At 66.0% G+C, this 16,095-nt stretch carries 15 protein-coding genes; 12 read left to right on the forward strand and 3 right to left on the reverse strand.

Annotation, left to right across the window (positions count from 1 at the left end; translation table 11 throughout):
* Window positions 1-45: 45 nt before the first annotated feature.
* From B8115_RS08170 to B8115_RS08190, 5 genes are all read left to right on the forward strand, one after another.
* Entirely contained in the window at window positions 46-675 is a 630-nt protein-coding gene (locus B8115_RS08170) for a YqiA/YcfP family alpha/beta fold hydrolase (RefSeq protein WP_010627294.1), read from the forward strand.
* Window positions 676-760: 85 nt separating this feature from the next.
* Window positions 761-2,641: a DNA topoisomerase IV subunit B gene (gene parE, locus B8115_RS08175; RefSeq protein WP_010627295.1), complete on the forward strand. Its 1,881-nt coding sequence runs from the start codon at window positions 761-763 to the stop codon at window positions 2,639-2,641.
* A gap of 164 nt (window positions 2,642-2,805) precedes the next feature.
* Window positions 2,806-5,058, forward strand: a complete 2,253-nt coding sequence (gene parC, locus B8115_RS08180) for a DNA topoisomerase IV subunit A (RefSeq protein ID WP_010627296.1) — start codon at window positions 2,806-2,808, stop codon at window positions 5,056-5,058.
* Window positions 5,055-6,275, forward strand: coding sequence for a phosphoserine phosphatase SerB (gene serB, locus B8115_RS08185; protein ID WP_010627297.1), 1,221 nt, complete (start codon window positions 5,055-5,057; stop codon window positions 6,273-6,275). The genes parC and serB overlap by 4 nt, the downstream gene beginning before the upstream one ends.
* A gap of 85 nt (window positions 6,276-6,360) precedes the next feature.
* Window positions 6,361-6,621 carry a TIGR02647 family protein gene (locus B8115_RS08190; protein ID WP_010627298.1) on the forward strand — a complete coding sequence of 87 codons (261 nt, stop codon included), beginning with the start codon at window positions 6,361-6,363 and terminating at the stop codon, window positions 6,619-6,621.
* A gap of 89 nt (window positions 6,622-6,710) precedes the next feature.
* Here B8115_RS08190 and B8115_RS08195 read toward each other — a convergent pair whose 3' ends face one another.
* Window positions 6,711-7,565: an SDR family oxidoreductase gene (locus tag B8115_RS08195; RefSeq protein WP_010627299.1), complete on the reverse strand. Its 855-nt coding sequence runs from the start codon at window positions 7,563-7,565 to the stop codon at window positions 6,711-6,713.
* A gap of 233 nt (window positions 7,566-7,798) precedes the next feature.
* Between B8115_RS08195 and B8115_RS08200 the strand changes: the two genes are divergently transcribed.
* The 5 genes from B8115_RS08200 to leuA all read left to right on the forward strand — a co-directional run bounded on the left by B8115_RS08200 (window position 7,799) and on the right by leuA (window position 12,147).
* On the forward strand, window positions 7,799-8,629 hold the full coding sequence (locus tag B8115_RS08200) for an ion transporter (protein ID WP_026037977.1): 831 nt from the start codon (window positions 7,799-7,801) through the stop codon (window positions 8,627-8,629).
* 76 nt (window positions 8,630-8,705) lie between these two features.
* Window positions 8,706-9,749, forward strand: a complete 1,044-nt coding sequence (locus tag B8115_RS08205) for a M4 family metallopeptidase (RefSeq protein WP_010627301.1) — start codon at window positions 8,706-8,708, stop codon at window positions 9,747-9,749.
* Window positions 9,746-10,093 carry a protealysin inhibitor emfourin gene (locus B8115_RS08210; RefSeq protein ID WP_010627302.1) on the forward strand — a complete coding sequence of 116 codons (348 nt, stop codon included), beginning with the start codon at window positions 9,746-9,748 and terminating at the stop codon, window positions 10,091-10,093. The genes B8115_RS08205 and B8115_RS08210 overlap by 4 nt, the downstream gene beginning before the upstream one ends.
* A gap of 145 nt (window positions 10,094-10,238) precedes the next feature.
* Window positions 10,239-10,385, forward strand: coding sequence for a hypothetical protein (locus tag B8115_RS23580; RefSeq protein WP_158409644.1), 147 nt, complete (start codon window positions 10,239-10,241; stop codon window positions 10,383-10,385).
* A gap of 46 nt (window positions 10,386-10,431) precedes the next feature.
* Window positions 10,432-12,147, forward strand: coding sequence for a 2-isopropylmalate synthase (gene leuA, locus B8115_RS08215; protein ID WP_010627303.1), 1,716 nt, complete (start codon window positions 10,432-10,434; stop codon window positions 12,145-12,147).
* A 100-nt stretch (window positions 12,148-12,247) separates the two neighbouring features.
* Here the strand turns inward: leuA and epmB are convergent, their stop codons facing one another.
* Window positions 12,248-13,294 (reverse strand): EF-P beta-lysylation protein EpmB, encoded by a 1,047-nt coding sequence (epmB, locus tag B8115_RS08220; protein ID WP_035590513.1) that lies wholly within the window; start codon window positions 13,292-13,294, stop codon window positions 12,248-12,250.
* Between the two features lie 104 nt (window positions 13,295-13,398).
* Here epmB and efp point away from each other — a divergent pair, with 104 nt between their 5' ends.
* Both efp and epmA read left to right on the forward strand, forming a co-directional pair.
* A complete protein-coding gene (gene efp / locus B8115_RS08225) occupies window positions 13,399-13,965 on the forward strand; it encodes an elongation factor P (RefSeq protein ID WP_010627305.1) in 567 nt (188 codons plus the stop codon).
* Window positions 13,966-14,156: 191 nt separating this feature from the next.
* Window positions 14,157-15,143, forward strand: coding sequence for an EF-P lysine aminoacylase EpmA (gene epmA / locus B8115_RS08230; protein ID WP_010627306.1), 987 nt, complete (start codon window positions 14,157-14,159; stop codon window positions 15,141-15,143).
* Between the two features lie 34 nt (window positions 15,144-15,177).
* Here the strand turns inward: epmA and asd are convergent, their stop codons facing one another.
* A complete protein-coding gene (gene asd, locus B8115_RS08235; protein WP_010627307.1) occupies window positions 15,178-16,035 on the reverse strand; it encodes an archaetidylserine decarboxylase in 858 nt (285 codons plus the stop codon).
* Between the last annotated feature and the right edge of the window lie 60 nt (window positions 16,036-16,095).

Below are 16,095 nucleotides of genomic sequence, written 5' to 3' on the forward strand. Positions count from 1 at the left end.
GTATCAGGCCTCAGTAGGGCTGGTAATGTATACAGTGGCTTGGGTATGCTGAGCACGCCGCTGACAGCGCCACCGGCCAGCGGTGTGCTCTATCTGCACGGCTTCAACAGCGGCTACGGCTCGCCCAAGGCGGTGCTGATGCGCGCCGCCTGTGCGGCGCTGGCGCTACCCTGCGAAACGCCGCAGCTGCCGCATCGGCCCTGGGCGGCACTACAGCAGGCCGAGGCGCTGCTGCAGGGGCTGGGGGAGAGGCCGCTGATGGTAGGCAGCTCCATGGGCGGGTTTCTGGCCAGCTGTCTGGCCGAGCGTCACGATCTTCGCGCCGTGCTGATCAATCCGGCGGTCCGTCCGGCGCGGCTGGTATCGGAGTGGGTCGGCGAAGCCTTCGTCAACGAGCATACCGGCGAGCGCTTCACCATCGAAACCGCTCATCGGGAAGAGCTCGATGCGCTGACGCCGCAGCGGGTGACGCCCGAGCGCTACCTGCTGCTGCTGGGTAGCGCCGACGAGACGCTGGATCCGGCGTATGCCTTCGCGCTCTACCGGGGCGCCAGGACCGTGCTGCACCCGGGCGGCGATCATGTGTTCAGCGCCCTGGAGGCGTATCTGCCGGCCATCATGGCCCATGGTGGACACGGCCTGCCGCCGGAACGGGTATCATGCCGGCAGGGGTGAACCGAGCGGCAGCAGGGCGGGCGACAGGGATGCGCAGAGGTCACGCTGGGAGCGCAATCGAATTCGTAATGGCTTTGGGACACGCATGACACAGTACAGTGCCAGCTCAATCGAAGTACTCTCCGGTCTCGATCCGGTGCGCAAGCGCCCCGGCATGTACACCGACACCACCCGCCCCAACCACCTGGCCCAGGAAGTCATCGACAACAGCGTCGACGAGGCACTGGCCGGGCATGCCCGGGAAGTCACCGTGCGCCTGCTGGAGGATGGGGGTATCGAAGTGGCCGACGACGGCCGCGGCATGCCCATCGACATCCATCCCGAACACGGCGTCTCCGGAATCGAGCTGATCCTCACCCGGCTGCATGCCGGCGGCAAGTTCTCCCAGTCCAGCTATCGCTTCTCCGGCGGTCTGCACGGCGTCGGGGTGTCGGTGGTGAACGCCCTGTCGCGGCGCCTGGAGGTCGAGGTGATGCGCGACGGCGCCCGCCACGCCATGGCCTTCGAGCACGGCGACAAGGTCTCGGAGCTGGCCGAGATCGGCAGCGTGGCCAAGCGTACCACCGGTACCCTGGTGCGCTTCTGGCCCGACGAGTCCTATTTCGACAGCCCCAGGCTCGCCATGGGCCGGCTCAAGCATGTGCTGCGCGCCAAGGCGGTGCTGTGCCCGGGGCTCAAGGTCACCCTGGTGGAAACCGACGGTGCCGAGAGCGTATGGCAGTACGAGGACGGCCTGCGCGACTACCTGGCCCAGGCCACAGACGGCTTCGAAGTCTTGCCTGCCTCGCCGCTAATCGGTCATTTCGCCGACGACGATCAGGCGGTGGATTGGGCAGTGCAGTGGCTGCCCGAAGGCGGTGAGACGCTGATGGAAAGCTACGTCAACCTCATCCCCACGCCCCAGGGCGGCACCCACGTCAACGGGCTGCGCTCGGGCCTGCTCGAGGCGCTGCGCGAGTTCTGCGAATACCGCAACCTGCTGCCGCGGGGGGTCAAGCTCACTCCCGAGGATCTATGGGAGCGGGTCGCCTACGTGCTCTCGGTAAAGATGCTCGACCCGCAGTTCGCCGGTCAGACCAAGGAGCGCCTCTCCTCGCGCACCGTGGCGGCCTTCGTTTCGAGCGTGGTGAAAGACGCCTTCTCGCTGTGGCTCAACCATCACGTCGACCAGGCCGAGGCGCTGGCCGAACTGGTGATCAGTGCTGCCCAGCGGCGCCAGAAGAGTGCCAAGAAGGTGGCGCGCAAGAAGGTCACCGCCGGCCCTGCGCTGCCCGGCAAGCTGGCCGACTGCTCCGGCCAGGACCCGGCCCAGAGCGAGCTGTTCCTGGTCGAGGGCGACTCGGCCGGCGGCAGCGCCAAGCAGGCGCGCAACCGCGAGACCCAGGCGATCCTGCCGCTGCGCGGCAAGATCCTCAACACCTGGGAGGTCGACAGCCACGACATCTACGGCTCCCAGGAGGTCCATGACATCGCCGTGGCGGTGGGCATGGACCCGGGCAGCGACGACCTCAGCCAGCTGCGCTATCACAAGGTTTGTATCCTGGCCGACGCCGACTCCGACGGCCTGCACATCGCCACACTGCTGTGCGCGCTGTTCGTACGCCACTTCCCGGCGCTGGTGGATGCCGGCCACGTCTACGTCGCCATGCCGCCGCTCTACCGCATCGACCTGGGCAAGGAGGTGCACTACGCCCTGGACGAGAGCGAGAAGGCGGCGATCCTGCGCAAGCTCGAGGGCAAGCGCGGCACGCCCAACGTGCAGCGCTTCAAGGGCCTCGGCGAGATGAGCCCGCTGCAGCTGCGTGAGACCACCATGGCGGTGGAGACCCGGCGCCTGGTACAGCTCACCCGCGAGGTCGGCGACGGCACCATGGAGATGATGGACATGCTGCTGGCCAAGAAGCGCGCCGCCGACCGCAAGAGCTGGCTGGAAGATTATGGCAACCTGGCGGATATCGAAGTATAGCGCCAGCACGAGCGGCGCCGGGGGCAGGCCGTAGCGGAGGTCATTTGCCATGTATGGCAAATGTAGCGCCCAGGGATGGGTTCACAGCGCCTCCGCGAAGGCCTGCCGCCGGGATAGCCGCGGCCGGAACGAGAGACATTGAACCCTGACCAAGGGCATATCGTATGACCATGGATATCCAGGTGGCGGAGGGCGACGTCGAGCGCCTCTCGCTGCGCGAATACACCGAGAAGGCGTACCTCGATTACTCGATGTACGTCATCCTCGACCGGGCGCTGCCCCACATCGGCGACGGCATGAAGCCGGTGCAGCGGCGCATCGTTTACGCCATGCGCGAGCTGGCGCTGAACGCCAGCGCCAAGTACAAGAAGTCGGCGCGTACCGTCGGCGACGTACTGGGCAAGTTCCACCCCCACGGCGACAGCGCCTGCTACGAGGCGATGGTGCTGATGGCGCAGCCGTTCAGCTACCGCTATCCGCTGGTGGATGGCCAGGGTAACTGGGGTAGCCCCGACGATCCCAAGTCGTTCGCGGCGATGCGCTACACCGAGTCGCGGCTCTCCAAGTTCGCCGAAGTGCTGCTCGCCGAGCTGGGCCAGGGCACCGTCGACTGGACCCCCAACTTCGACGGCACCATGAACGAGCCGGTGGTGTTGCCGGCACGCCTGCCCCACGTGCTGCTCAATGGCGGTACCGGCATCGCCGTGGGCATGGCCACCGACATCCCGCCGCACAACGTGAACGAAGTGGTCGAGGCCACCTGTCACCTGCTGCGCAACCCCGAGGCCACCACCGCCGACCTGATGCAGCACCTGCCGGCCCCGGATTTCCCCACTGCGGCGGAGATCATCACCTCCCGCGACGACCTGCGTAAGCTCTACGAGAGCGGTCGTGGCTCGGTGAAGCTGCGCGCTCGCTACACCTTGGAAGAGGGCAAGGTGGTGGTCACCGCCGTGCCCTATCAGGTCAGCGGGGCCAAGGTGCTCGAACAGATCGCCGCCCAGATGCAGGCCAAGAAGCTGCCCATGGTGGCCGACCTGCGTGACGAATCGACCCACGAGGAGCCGACCCGGCTGGTGATCGAGCCGCGCTCCAACCGGGTCGACATCGAGGCGATGATGGCGCACCTGTTCGCCACCACCGATCTCGAGAAGAACATCCGCGTCAACCTCAACGTGATCGGTCTCGACGGCCGGCCGCGGGTGATGCCGCTGCCGGACATGCTCGGCGAATGGCTCACCTTCCGGCGCAAGACGGTGCGTCGGCGCCTGGAGCATCGCCTGGGCAAGGTCGAGGATCGCCTGCACATCCTCGAAGGCCTGCTTGCCGCCTATCTCAACATCGACGAGGTGATCCGCATCATCCGCGAGGAGGACGAGCCCAAGAGCGCGCTGATGGCCGCCTTCGGCCTCTCCGACCGCCAGGCCGAGGCGATCCTCGAGCTGCGCCTGCGCCACCTGGCCAAGCTCGAGGAGATGAAGATCCGCGGCGAGCAGGACGCCCTCGAAGCCGAACGCAAGCGCCTCAAGGAGCTGCTCGGCAGCGAAGCCAAGCTCACCGACCTGATCGAGGAGGAGCTGCGCGAGGCGGCCCGTGAGCACGGCGATGAGCGCCGTTCACCCATCGTCGAGCGCGAGGAGGCCAAGGCGCTCTCCGAGGTCGAGCTGATGGGCGCCGACCCCATCACCGTGGTGCTCTCCGAGAAGGGCTGGATTCGTGCCGCCAAGGGCCACGAAATCGATCCGGAAGGTCTCTCCTACAAGTCCGGCGACCGCTTCGCTCTGGCCGGCCGCGGCAAGACCAACCAGCCGCTGGTGCTGCTCGACGACACCGGCCGTGCCTACACCCTGGCCGCCCACAACCTGCCCAGCGCCCGCAGCCAGGGCGAGCCGGTCACCAAGTGGGTCAACGTGGTGGCCGGTGCGCACATGGCCGGGCTGATGCTGGCCCCGCCAGAGAACCGCTACCTGCTGGCCAGCGATGGTGGCTACGGCTTCGTGGCCAAGCTCGAGGAGCTGATCGGCAAGAACAAGTCGGGCAAGGCGGTGCTATCGGTGCCCAAGGGCTGTCGCGTGATGGCGCCGGTGCGCGTGCCCGAAGGTGAGGACATCTGGGTGGCGGCGGTTTCCAACGAAGGGCGGCTGCTGCTGTTCCCGCTGGAGCAACTGCCCGAGCTGGCCAAGGGCAAGGGCAACAAGATGATCGATATTCCCGGCGCCCGCGCCGCGCGGCGTGAGGAACTGGTGCGTGACATCGCGCTGCTGCCTGCAGGAGGGTCACTGATCATTCATGCCGGCAAGCGGCATCTGACTCTCAAGGACGCGGAACTGGATTATTATCGCGGCGAACGCGGTCGACGCGGCAGCAAGCTGCCCCGCGGCCTGCAGAAGGTCGACCGCCTGGAGTGTGGGGAATGACACGACGACTGCTGATACGCGCCACCGGCGCGGCACGACCCGGCCAACTGGCCGGCCTTGGCCAGGCCCTGGCGCGCAGCGGCGCACGGCTGCTCGACATCAACCAGAGCGTGACCTTCGGTATGGTCTCGCTGGAAGCCCTGGTCGGCCTCGAGCACGACAGCGACCTGGAAGGAGCCCTCAACGAGGCGGGTGACAGCCTGGGCCTCGACGTGCAGGCGATTCAGGTCAGCGCCGAGGACTATCAGCGCTGGAGCAGCCAGGCCAGCGAACCGCGCTTGATCTTGACGCTGCTGGCACCGCACCTGCCCGCCGGTATTCTGGCCGAGATGGGGGCTCTGACCGCCGAGCACGGCCTCACCGTGGAGCTGATCCATCGCCTCTCCGGCCGTGAGCCGCTGGATGGTGGCGTGCCGCGCTTCGGCTCCTGCGTCGAGTGCTGGCTGCGTGGCGAAGAGATCGATCTCGACAGCCTGCGCGAGAAGGCGCTGGCGCTGGGCGCCATGCACGGCGTCGATATCGCCATTCAGGAGGACTCGATCTGGCGCCGCCACCGTCGCCTGGTCTGCTTCGACATGGACTCGACCCTGATCCAGGCCGAGGTGATCGACGAGCTGGCCCGCCGGCACGGCGTCTACGAGGAGGTTGCGGCGGTCACCGAGCGGGCCATGCGCGGCGAACTCGATTTCCAGCAGAGCTTCCGTGAGCGTATGGCCAAGCTCAAGGGCCTCGACGAAGCGGTGCTGGCCGAGATCGCCGAGGAACTGCCGCTGATGGATGGCGTCGAGCGGCTGATGAAGCACCTCAAGCGCCTGGGCTACCGTACCGCCATCCTCTCCGGTGGCTTCACCTACTTCGCCCGCCATCTACAGGAGAAGCTCGGCTTCGACGAGATTCACGCCAACGAGCTGGTGATCGAGAACGGCAAGGTCACCGGCGAGGTGCGCGAACCGATCCTGGATGCCAGCCGCAAGGCCGAGCTGCTGCGTGAGATCGCCGCCCGCGAGGGGCTCGCCATGGAGCAGACCATCGCCGTGGGCGACGGTGCCAACGATCTCAAGATGCTGGCCGCCGCCGGTCTCGGCATCGCCTTCCGTGCCAAGCCCCTGGTACGCAGCCAGGCGCGCCAGTCGATCTCGACGCTGGGCATCGACGCCGTGCTCTACCTGATGGGCTATCGCGAAGGGGATCTGGAAGACGATAGCCGCGCGGGCTAACCGACGAAAGGGGTAAGGCGAGAGCACTGGTGCCGCAGTGGGAAGTGGCGTACCTTCGGAGAACCCCATTGAAACGGAGGTCGCCATGGCCCAAGCGCATTTCTCCGCCGAGCTGCTGGACGAGCTGAACCTGCTCTGCCTGTACAACCTCGATACCACCCAGGCAGGCCTCAAGGTGCATGCCGGTAGCGCATCTCCCGGCGCTGTGGCCGCTGCCGAGCGGCTGTATGAGAAGGGATTGGTGACCCAGGCCGATGGCGGCTACCTGACCCCGCGTGGGCGTGAGGCCGCTTACTTCGCTCAGGAACTCACCGGTTTGCTGGATCCTGCCGAGCTGACCACCTGATCGAAGCACTCGGGCTGGTCATCCGAGCCGGCCCGAAACGACGACGGCCGCCCTCTTTGGGCGGCCGTCGTGCGTCAGGCGCTCGGGTATCAAGTGTTCAACACCACGCCGCCGTTCAGGTGCAGCGTCTGCCCGCTCATGTAGGAAGACTCCTCGCAGGCCAGGTAGACGTAGGCCGGCCCCATCTCGGAGGGCTGGCCGGCGCGGTTCATCGGCACCTGGCCGCCGAAGGAAGCGACCTTCTCGGCGTCGAAGCTGGCCGGGATCAGCGGCGTCCACACCGGCCCCGGGGCCACTGAATTGACGCGAATGCCTTTCTCGGCCAGTGGCACCGCCAGCGAGCGCACCAGGCCCTGGATCGCGCCCTTGGTGGCGGTGTAGTCGATCAGCGTCGGATTGCCCTTGAAGGCGTTGATCGACGAGGTGCAGATGATGCTGTCGCCCTCGTGCATGTGGGGCAGGGCCGCCTTGGTCAGGTAGAAGTGGCTGAACACGTTGGTCTGGAAGGTGCGTTGCAGCTGATCCGGGGGAATCTCGGTGATGTCGTCCCAGTCATACTGCTCGGCGGCGTTGTGTACCACGATATTAAGCTTGCCGAACTCCGCCAGGGTCTTGTCGACGATCTCGTCGCAGAACGACGGCTCGCCCACGTCGCCCTTGAGTACCAGGCAGCGGCGCCCTTCGGCTTCCACGAGACGCTGGGTGTCGCGGGCGTCGGTATCCTCTTCCAGGTGCACGATGACGCAGTCGGCGCCCTCGCGGGCGTAGTGCACCGCCACGGCGCGACCGATGCCGCTGTCGCCGCCGGTGATGATAGCCACCTTGTCCTTGAGCTTGTCGGCGCCGCGGTAGCTCTGGCGAATGTATTCCGGCTGCGGGTCCATCTTGTACTCGGCGCCGGGCTGGTGGGACTGCTCCTGTGGGGGTTGCTTCTCTTCGCTCATGTGCTGGACTCCTTTTCCCTTGCACGTGATGAATAGAAAGTAGGCGGGAGGATGGAAGCAGGACAAGGCGGGGAGCGTGAATAAAGGTTTCGTTGTCGTAACGTCCGGTGTTGCCATTCGCCGTGATGGGGCGTTGTGCGCTTCGCGCTCGTGATACCATCGCTGCGCCCGGCCGGCGGTCCGGCATGTGGCAACGGGTTGGAGTTTCACAGAGCGTGTTTCCGAGAATGTCCATGAGCGCTTCCTTCGATACCTGGCGCGAGCGCTTCGAGCGGCTGCGTGCCAACAAGATCTTCGAGCTCACGGTGATTGCGATCATCGTGCTTTCGGCCCTGCTGATCGGGGCGAGAACCTACGACGAGATCACCCATTTCCAGCAATGGCTGCGGGTGCTGGACGTGGCGGTCACGATCTTCTTCCTGGTGGAGATTCTGATCCGCATGGCGGCGGAGCGGCGGCTGGCCGACTTCTTCAAGAAGGGCTGGAACGTCTTCGACTTCCTCATCGTCACCGCCAGCCTGATCCCCATGGATGATTCCGAAATGGTGCTGCTGGCGCGGCTGCTGCGCATCTTCCGCGTGCTGCGACTGGTGTCGATGATTCCCGAGCTGCGCCTGCTGGTGGCGGCGCTGTTCAAGTCGATTCCGCGCATGGGCTACGTGGCGCTGCTGATGTTCATCATCTTCTACATCTACGCGGCCATCGGCAGCTTCCTGTTCCATGACGTCGACGAGCGGCTGTGGGGAAACATCTCGCTGGCCATGCTGACGCTGTTCCAGGTCGCCACCTTCGAGAGCTGGGCCACGGCGGTGCTCTATCCCACCATGGAGCACTACCCCTACGCCTGGATCTTCTTCCTCACCTTCATCTTTCTCAACGCCTTCATCTTCCTCAACATGATGATCGGCATCGTGCTCGACGTGATGCAGAAGGAGAGCATCCAGATCGAGCTGGAGAGCGGCGAGGGCGAGGCGGCGGAGCTGCACGGCCTGCGCAACGACGTACGCCAGCTGCGCGATCAGCTTTCACGCATGGAGGCGATGCTCGAGCGGCGCGAAAAATAGCGCTTCCGCTATGCTCAAATGAGCGGCTCGATGGCCGAGCCAAGTGGCAGAACGTCTGGCAGAAGGAGAGTAAGGGATGACCGACCATTCAGCCTCAGGGGTGCGCACCTTTCTGCCGCCTTATCTGCTCGAGCGAGTCGCCAGTAGCGGCTCGGACCATCAGCGGGAGTGCGCCCGGCAGACCCTGCTGGCCGACGGCCGCTTTCGTGCCCGGGCGGGCAGTGTTGCCCTGCCGCAGGGCAGCGCCCGGCGCGGTGAGCCGGCCCGCTACGTCCACTCCGCTGAGCAGCGCCAGGTACTGCCCGGCAGGCTGGTGCGAAGCGAGGGGCAGGGGGAGATCGGCAATCCTGCCGTCGACGAGGCGTATCGGGGCCTGGGAGCGACCTACCGGCTGTTCTGGGAGATCTACGAGCGACACTCCATCGACGATGACGGCATGGCGCTGCTGGCCACGGTGCACTATGGCCAGGATTACGAAAACGCCTTCTGGGATGGCCGCCAGATGGTCTTCGGCGACGGCGATGGCGAGCTGTTCAACCGCTTCACCATTGCGCCGGACATCATTGCCCACGAGCTGACCCACGGCGTCATCCAGCACGAAGCCGCGCTGGCCTATGCAGGGCAGTCCGGGGCGCTCAACGAGTCGCTGTGCGACGTGTTCGGCAGTCTGGTCAGGCAGCGTGAACTGGGGCAGAGCGTCGATGAGGCTGACTGGCTGATTGGCAAGGGGCTGTTCACCGAGCGGGTTGCCGGTCGCGCCCTGCGCTCCATGGCGAGGCCGGGCACCGCTTACGACGACCCGCTGCTGGGGCGCGACCCGCAGCCCGATCACATGGAGGCTTTCGTGGTCACCGAGGCGGATCATGGCGGAGTGCACATCAACTCGGGCATTCCCAATCACGCCTTTCATCTCGTGGCCATGGCGTTGGGCGGTCATGCCTGGGAGCGGGCCGGACGGATCTGGTACGACACCCTCGTCGATCGCCGTCTGAGTCATGATAGCGACTTCGTCACCTTTGCCTCGCTGACCCATGACAACGCCGAGCGTCGTTACGGTGCCGCAAGCCGGGAAGCGACAGCGGTACGCGAAGGCTGGCGGCGCGTGGGAGTGTTGCCGTGAGCCAGCCGCCACCCCTGACGCCGGCCAGTGTGGTTTGGCTGCGCCGAGAGGGGGGCGTGGCGCATTTCCCCGGCCTGGCGCGCCCACGCTGTATCCGCTGTGCCCGCTACAGCGAGGCACAGCGTGACGAGCTCTGGCGCCTGCTGTCGAGTGCGGAAGCGGGGCGGGCAGCGGGGCGTGAAGAGGCGCAGGGTGCCGACCGGCGCCGCTTCTGCCTGAGCGTGGAGGATGCCGACGGCGCTTCGCTCTGGAGCCTGACGCTGGCCGAGGAAGCGCTCCCCGGGGGGTTGCTCGAGTGGTGGCGGCGGGCCGATGACGAAGCCAAAAACGAGGGCGACCCTTGACAAGCATCACGCAGACTGATTTTCTAGAGAGCATGAACACGACATTTTGCTACCTCAGCCTGAACCTACGACTACTACCCGGCCTTTGAGTGTCGGGCGATGCGCTGCGCATCGCGTTTTTGTCCAGGTCAGTCGAGGTACCGAGATGTCAACCAACCGAATTGCTTTCCGCTACGTACACCGTTTTGCCGTGACCGTATTTTCCGTGATGGTAAAGGGTCGCGTGCACCGTTCCGTCTATCGCCACGACGCCCCGGTATGCTCCATGCAGCCGGGGCGTCGTCGTTTCTGAATGCCGTCTGTCCGAATCAGAGCCGCCAGCTAGGGAGACCACCGCCATGATGCTCGACAACCCCGCCGCCAAGTACCACCCCTTCGTCGCCGTCGATCTGCCCGACCGACAGTGGCCGAACCGACGCATCGAGACGCCGCCGCTGTGGTGTAGCGTCGACCTGCGCGACGGCAACCAGGCGTTGATCGATCCCATGGATCAGGAGCGCAAGCAGCGCTTCTTCGACCTGCTGGTGAGAATCGGCTTCAAGGAGATCGAGGTCGGTTTCCCCTCCGCCTCGCAGACCGATTTCGACTTCGTGCGCTCGCTGATCGAGAACGGCTGGGTGCCGGATGACGTTACCATTCAGGTGCTGACCCAGGCGCGTCCGCATCTGATCGAGCGCACCTTCGAGTCGCTCAAGGGTGCCAAGAACGCCATCGTGCACGTCTACAACGCCACCGACCCGGTGTTCCGCCGCGTGGTGTTCAACGTCAGCAAGGAGGAGTGCATCGGCATCGCGGTGGACGCCACCACCCAGATCCGCGAGCTGATGCAGGCGGCACCGGAAACCAACTGGACCTTCCAGTACTCGCCGGAGCTGTTCACCACCACTGAGATGGACTTCGCCAAGGAAGTGGTCGAGGCGGTGATGGAGGCCTACGGTGCCACGGCCGAGAAGCCGATGATCGTCAACCTGCCGGCCACGGTGGAGGCGGCCACGCCCAACAACTATGCCGATCAGGTCGAGTGGTTCTGTCGCAACGTCAAGAACCGCGATCACCTGATCGTCAGCGTGCATCCGCACAACGACCGCGGCACCGGCGTGGCGGCGGCGGAGCTCACCCTGATGGCCGGCGCCGACCGCGTCGAGGGCACGCTGTTTGGCAACGGCGAGCGTACCGGCAACGTCGACATCGTCACCCTGGCCATGAATCTCTATACCCAGGGCGTGCACCCGGGGCTCGATTTCTCCAACATCACGCCGATCATGCGTGAGGTGGAGTACTGCAACCAGTTGCCGGTGCATCCGCGCCACCCCTACGTGGGCGACCTGGTGTTCACCGCCTTCTCGGGCTCTCACCAGGATGCGATCAAGAAGGGCATGACTGAGCGTCGCGCCAATCCGGAGGCCATGTGGGAGGTGCCCTACCTGCCCATCGACCCGCTGGACGTGGGGCGCAGCTACGAGGCGGTGATTCGCGTCAACAGTCAGTCGGGTAAGGGCGGAGTCTCCTACCTGCTCGAGCAGGAGCACGGTATCGAGCTGCCGCGCCGGCTCTCCATCGAGTTCAGCCAGGTGGTGCAGGAAGTGGCCGACCGTACCGGCAAGGAGATCACCTCGCAGATGATCTACCAGGCCTTCGCCGACGAGTACCTGGAGCGCACTTCACCCTATGCGCTGGTCAACCATCGCCTCGCTTCCGAAGCCGATAGCCCGAGGGTCAAGCTCGAGGCCAACATCGACGAGCACGGCGAGCGGCGCGCCATCGGCGGCGAGGGCAACGGTCCGCTGGCGGCCTTCATCAAGGCCCTGGCGGCGGCCGGCCACGACGTGGAGATCATCGATTACCACGAGCACTCCCGCGGCCAGGGCTCCGACGCCGAGGCGATCGCCTACGTGGAGGTGCGCATCGACGGCAAGGCGGTGTTCGGTGTGGGCACCGACGAGAGCATCACCAGCGCCTCGATGAAGGCGGTGATGAGCGCCATCAACCGCCACGTCTCCACCCAGCCGGCGGCGGCCAACGTAACGGCGGAGAGCTTGGCAGACGTAAAGTAACCGCCCTGGCCTCGCAGCTTGATCGGCGACAGGTCTACGAGGAGGCACTGTAAACCCATCCCTGACCTGTCCCCGACGCTGCTTGTGCCGTGGTTGTCGGCTACAGCGGCGTCTTGCTCGCCTCGCCGGGGATCTCCCTGACCAGGCGCGGCAGCAAAAAGCCGGGTAGTACCTCCCGCAGGCCCGCGACCAGTTCGCGGGCCTCTTCGTCGGGCACGTCGAAATGTGCCGCGCCCGCCACCGGATCGAGCACGTGCAGGTAGTAGGGCAGCACGCCGGCCTCGAACAGCCGCTCCGAGAGCTCGGCCAGCGACGCCACCGAGTCGTTGATGCCACGCAGCAGCACGCTCTGGTTGAGCAGGGTGACCCCGGCCGCCTTCAGCCGCGCGCAGGCCTCGAATACCGCCTGATCGATCTCGTAGGCATGGTTGATGTGCAGCACCATCACCTTCTGCAGCCGCGTGTTGCCGAGCCAGCCGAGCAGGGCATCGTCGATGCGGTCCGGGATCACCACCGGGAGGCGGGTGTGAAGGCGCAGGCGCTCGAGGTGGGGGATCGCCTCGAGGCGCTCGACGAGCCAGGCCAACTGGCGGTCGCTGGCGGCCAGCGGGTCGCCGCCGGAGAGAATCGCCTCACGGATGCTCGGGTCGCTGCGCAGCGTGTCCAGCGAGCTCTCCCACTGCGCGCGCGAGGGGCTGTTGTCGTCGTAGGGGAAGTGACGGCGGAAGCAGTAGCGGCAGTTCACCGCGCAGGCTGGGCTCGCGATCAGCAGTACGCGGCCGGCGTACTTGTGGATCAGTCCCGGCCCCGGCGTATGTGCGGACTCTTGCAGCGGATCGGTCACGTAGCCGGGTACGCTCTCGCCCTCGGCACTTAGCGGCAGCACCTGGCGCAGCAGGGGGTCGTGCGGGTCGCCGGGGCGCATACGCGCCAGGAACGCCTCGGGCACGCGCACCTCGAACAGCGCATGGCCTCCTTCGGCACCCGGCAGCCAGGTGTCGTCCAGCCCCAGTCGGCGGCACAGCTCGCGTGGGTCTCGGACCGCCCGCGACAGCTGGGTCTGCCAGGGGCTCTGCAGCGTCAGAGGGGCAACGTCGACGGGGGTCGATTCCGCTCTCTGCAAAAGGGCGGAGCTTCGGGTTATCATGCGGCACACCAGTCACAATGGGGCGAGGGCTCGAATCCTCGTCGATTCGGTACTTTTGCGCGCCCAGAGCCTGCTGCGGCGCGCCCGATCATTCGAGAGGTAACATGGCTAACTATTCTACCAACGAATTCAAGGGCGGTCTGAAGGTGATGTTGGACGGCGACCCCTGTGCGATCGTCGAGAACGAATTCGTCAAGCCGGGCAAGGGCCAGGCGTTCAACCGCGTGAAGCTGCGCAACCTGATCACCGGCCGCGTGTGGGAGCGCACCTTCAAGTCGGGCGAGAGCCTGGAAGGTGCCGACGTGGTGGACCTGGAGATGGAATATCTCTACACCGACGGCGACATGTGGCACTTCATGAAGACCGATGGCTCCTTCGAGCAGTACGCGGTGGAGAAGAAGGCGCTGGGCGATACCGCCAAGTGGCTCAAGGAGCAGGTGGTCTACACCGTGACCCTGTGGAACGACAATGCCATCAGCGTGACGCCGCCCAACTTCATCGAGCTGGAAGTGGTAGAGACTGACCCGGGCCTGAAGGGCGACACCGCCCAGGGCGGCTCCAAGCCGGCTACGCTCTCTTCCGGCGCCGTGGTGCGGGTGCCGCTGTTCATCAACCAGGGTGAAGTGCTGAAAGTCGATACTCGCTCCGGCGAGTATGTGTCGCGTGCTTGATTTTACCGGGACACGAGCGGCATAGGGGACAGGGCGCAGCGGACATCTTTTTCAGGGACGAAAAAGTTAGCGCCCAGGGATGGGTTCACAGCGTGTCCGTATAGCCCTGTCGCCGGCAAGCCGCGGTTCCACGCCGCCCAAAGTAGGCCACGCTGATTCGGCGTGGCCTTCATCGTTCTGGAGACCGTGTCATGGCAACTGACTGGCGCCCCACGGCGAGTATCGAGACGCTGCACGAGCGGGCGCGGCTGCTGGCCGAGGTGCGGGCGTTCTTCGCTGCGCGCGGCGTACTGGAGGTGGAGACGCCGGTGCTGGGCCACGGCGGCAGCACCGACGTGCACCTGGCCTCGCTGTCGCTGGAGGCGACCACGCCGGCGGGGCGCGAGCGGCTGTGGCTGCAGACCTCGCCGGAATTCCACATGAAGCGGCTGCTGGCCGCAGGTTCAGGGCCGATCTTTCAGCTGGCGCGCAGCTTCCGCGACGGCGAGGTGGGCAGCCGCCACAACGTCGAGTTCACCATGCTGGAGTGGTATCGCCCGGGCTTCTCCCTCGACGAGCTGATCGACGAGACCGTGGCGCTGATTCGTCAGGTGCTCGGTCCAGAGCTGAGGGGTGAGGTGGGGTCGCTGCGCCGTCGACGCTACCGCGAGCTGTTCCGCGAGGGGCTGGGGTTCGACCCCTTCAGCGTCGAGCTTGGTGAGCTGCAGCGGCAGGCCGGCGAGCGCGGCGGGCTCGACATGAGCGATGCCGCCCGCGACGACTGCCTCGACCTGCTGATGAGCCTGGCCATCGAGCCCACTCTGGGGCGCGATGGAATCGACGTGGTGGTGGACTACCCGGCGACTCAGGCAGCCCTGGCACGGCGTCATCGCGACCCGGAGGACGGCGAGTGGGTCGCCTCGCGCTTCGAGGTCTATCTCGCCGGGCTGGAGCTCGCCAACGGCTACGACGAACTCACCGATGCCGACGAGCAGCGTGCACGCTTCGCCGAGGACAACGCCTCCCGGCGACAGCTGGGCCTGCCCGAAGTGGACGTCGACCGACGCCTGCTGGCGGCGCTGGAACACGGCATGCCGGCCGGCAGCGGCGTGGCGCTGGGCATCGACCGGCTGATTCAGCTGGCGCTGGGAAAAGCGAGCGTGGCGGAGGTGATGGCTTTTGCCACGCCCAATTGCTGATACAGGCTGCGTCTAAAAAATCGACGGGCGACGTCTAGACGAACTCCGGGCCGGGATCGGGCACCCCACCCAGCGACTGACCCATGCTGACCTTGGTCTTGGGTGCCAGCGCGGCGTCGAAATCGACCTTGCCGCCGAAGGCCAGCACCACCGTGGAGCCGAGCTTGAAGCGACCCATCTCCGCCCCGCGCTCCAGGTGGATCGGCTGGTCGAAGCGGATGCGCTGCACCTGGCCCGAGAGCGGCGTGACCTGGCCGGCCCACACCGTCTCGATGGCGGCCACGATCATGGCGCCGACCAGCACCACGGCCATGGGGCCGTGCTCGGTATCGAAGTGGCACACCAAGCGCTCGTTGCGGGCGAACAGGTTGGGCACATGGTCGGTGGTGGCGGCGTTGACCGAGAACAGCCGTCCTGGCACGTAGACCATCTCGGTCAGGGTGCCGGCCAGCGGCATGTGCACGCGGTGGTAATCCCTGGGCGAGAGGTAGACGTTGGCGTAGCTGCCGCTGCTGTAACGCCTGGCTGCCTCGGCGTCGCCGCCCAGCAGGTCGATCATCGAGAAACGATGCCCCTTGGCCTGCAGCAGCTTGTCGGCCTCGACGGGGCCGAACTGGGACAGGTTGCCGTCGGCGGGGCACAGCAGGCCATCGCCCAGCGGGCGGGCGTCCGGCTTCAGCTCGCGGGTGAAGAAGTCGTTGAAAGTGGCGTAGGCGGTGGGATCCGGCTCGGCGGCTTCGCCCATGTCGACCTTGAAGACCTTGATGAAGGCGCGGATCAGCGCATTCTTGAGCCAGGCCACGCGGGTTTCGGCAAGGCAGCCCACCAGCCGCGAGAGCAGGTGATGGGGAATCGGATACTGGATCAGGGCGAAGAACTTGGCGAGAGACAAGGTAAGTCCATTCCATGCAGGCAAATTTTGCGCGGTCTGTGAGGCAGTGACGCGACCTTG

Source organism: Halomonas sp. KM-1 (assembly GCF_000246875.1).
GTDB classification, from domain to species: domain Bacteria; phylum Pseudomonadota; class Gammaproteobacteria; order Pseudomonadales; family Halomonadaceae; genus Halomonas; species Halomonas aerodenitrificans.

Coding starts and splice junctions, on each gene's coding strand:
- B8115_RS08170 (WP_010627294.1), top strand. CDS start 46: ATGCTGAGCACGCCGCTGACAGCGCCACCGGCCAGCGGTGTGCTCTAT.
- parE (WP_010627295.1), top strand. CDS start 761: ATGACACAGTACAGTGCCAGCTCAATCGAAGTACTCTCCGGTCTCGAT.
- parC (WP_010627296.1), top strand. CDS start 2,806: ATGACCATGGATATCCAGGTGGCGGAGGGCGACGTCGAGCGCCTCTCG.
- serB (WP_010627297.1), top strand. CDS start 5,055: ATGACACGACGACTGCTGATACGCGCCACCGGCGCGGCACGACCCGGC.
- B8115_RS08190 (WP_010627298.1), top strand. CDS start 6,361: ATGGCCCAAGCGCATTTCTCCGCCGAGCTGCTGGACGAGCTGAACCTG.
- B8115_RS08195 (WP_010627299.1), bottom strand. CDS start 7,565: ATGAGCGAAGAGAAGCAACCCCCACAGGAGCAGTCCCACCAGCCCGGC.
- B8115_RS08200 (WP_026037977.1), top strand. CDS start 7,799: ATGAGCGCTTCCTTCGATACCTGGCGCGAGCGCTTCGAGCGGCTGCGT.
- B8115_RS08205 (WP_010627301.1), top strand. CDS start 8,706: ATGACCGACCATTCAGCCTCAGGGGTGCGCACCTTTCTGCCGCCTTAT.
- B8115_RS23580 (WP_158409644.1), top strand. CDS start 10,239: ATGTCAACCAACCGAATTGCTTTCCGCTACGTACACCGTTTTGCCGTG.
- leuA (WP_010627303.1), top strand. CDS start 10,432: ATGATGCTCGACAACCCCGCCGCCAAGTACCACCCCTTCGTCGCCGTC.
- epmB (WP_035590513.1), bottom strand. CDS start 13,294: ATGATAACCCGAAGCTCCGCCCTTTTGCAGAGAGCGGAATCGACCCCC.
- efp (WP_010627305.1), top strand. CDS start 13,399: ATGGCTAACTATTCTACCAACGAATTCAAGGGCGGTCTGAAGGTGATG.
- epmA (WP_010627306.1), top strand. CDS start 14,157: ATGGCAACTGACTGGCGCCCCACGGCGAGTATCGAGACGCTGCACGAG.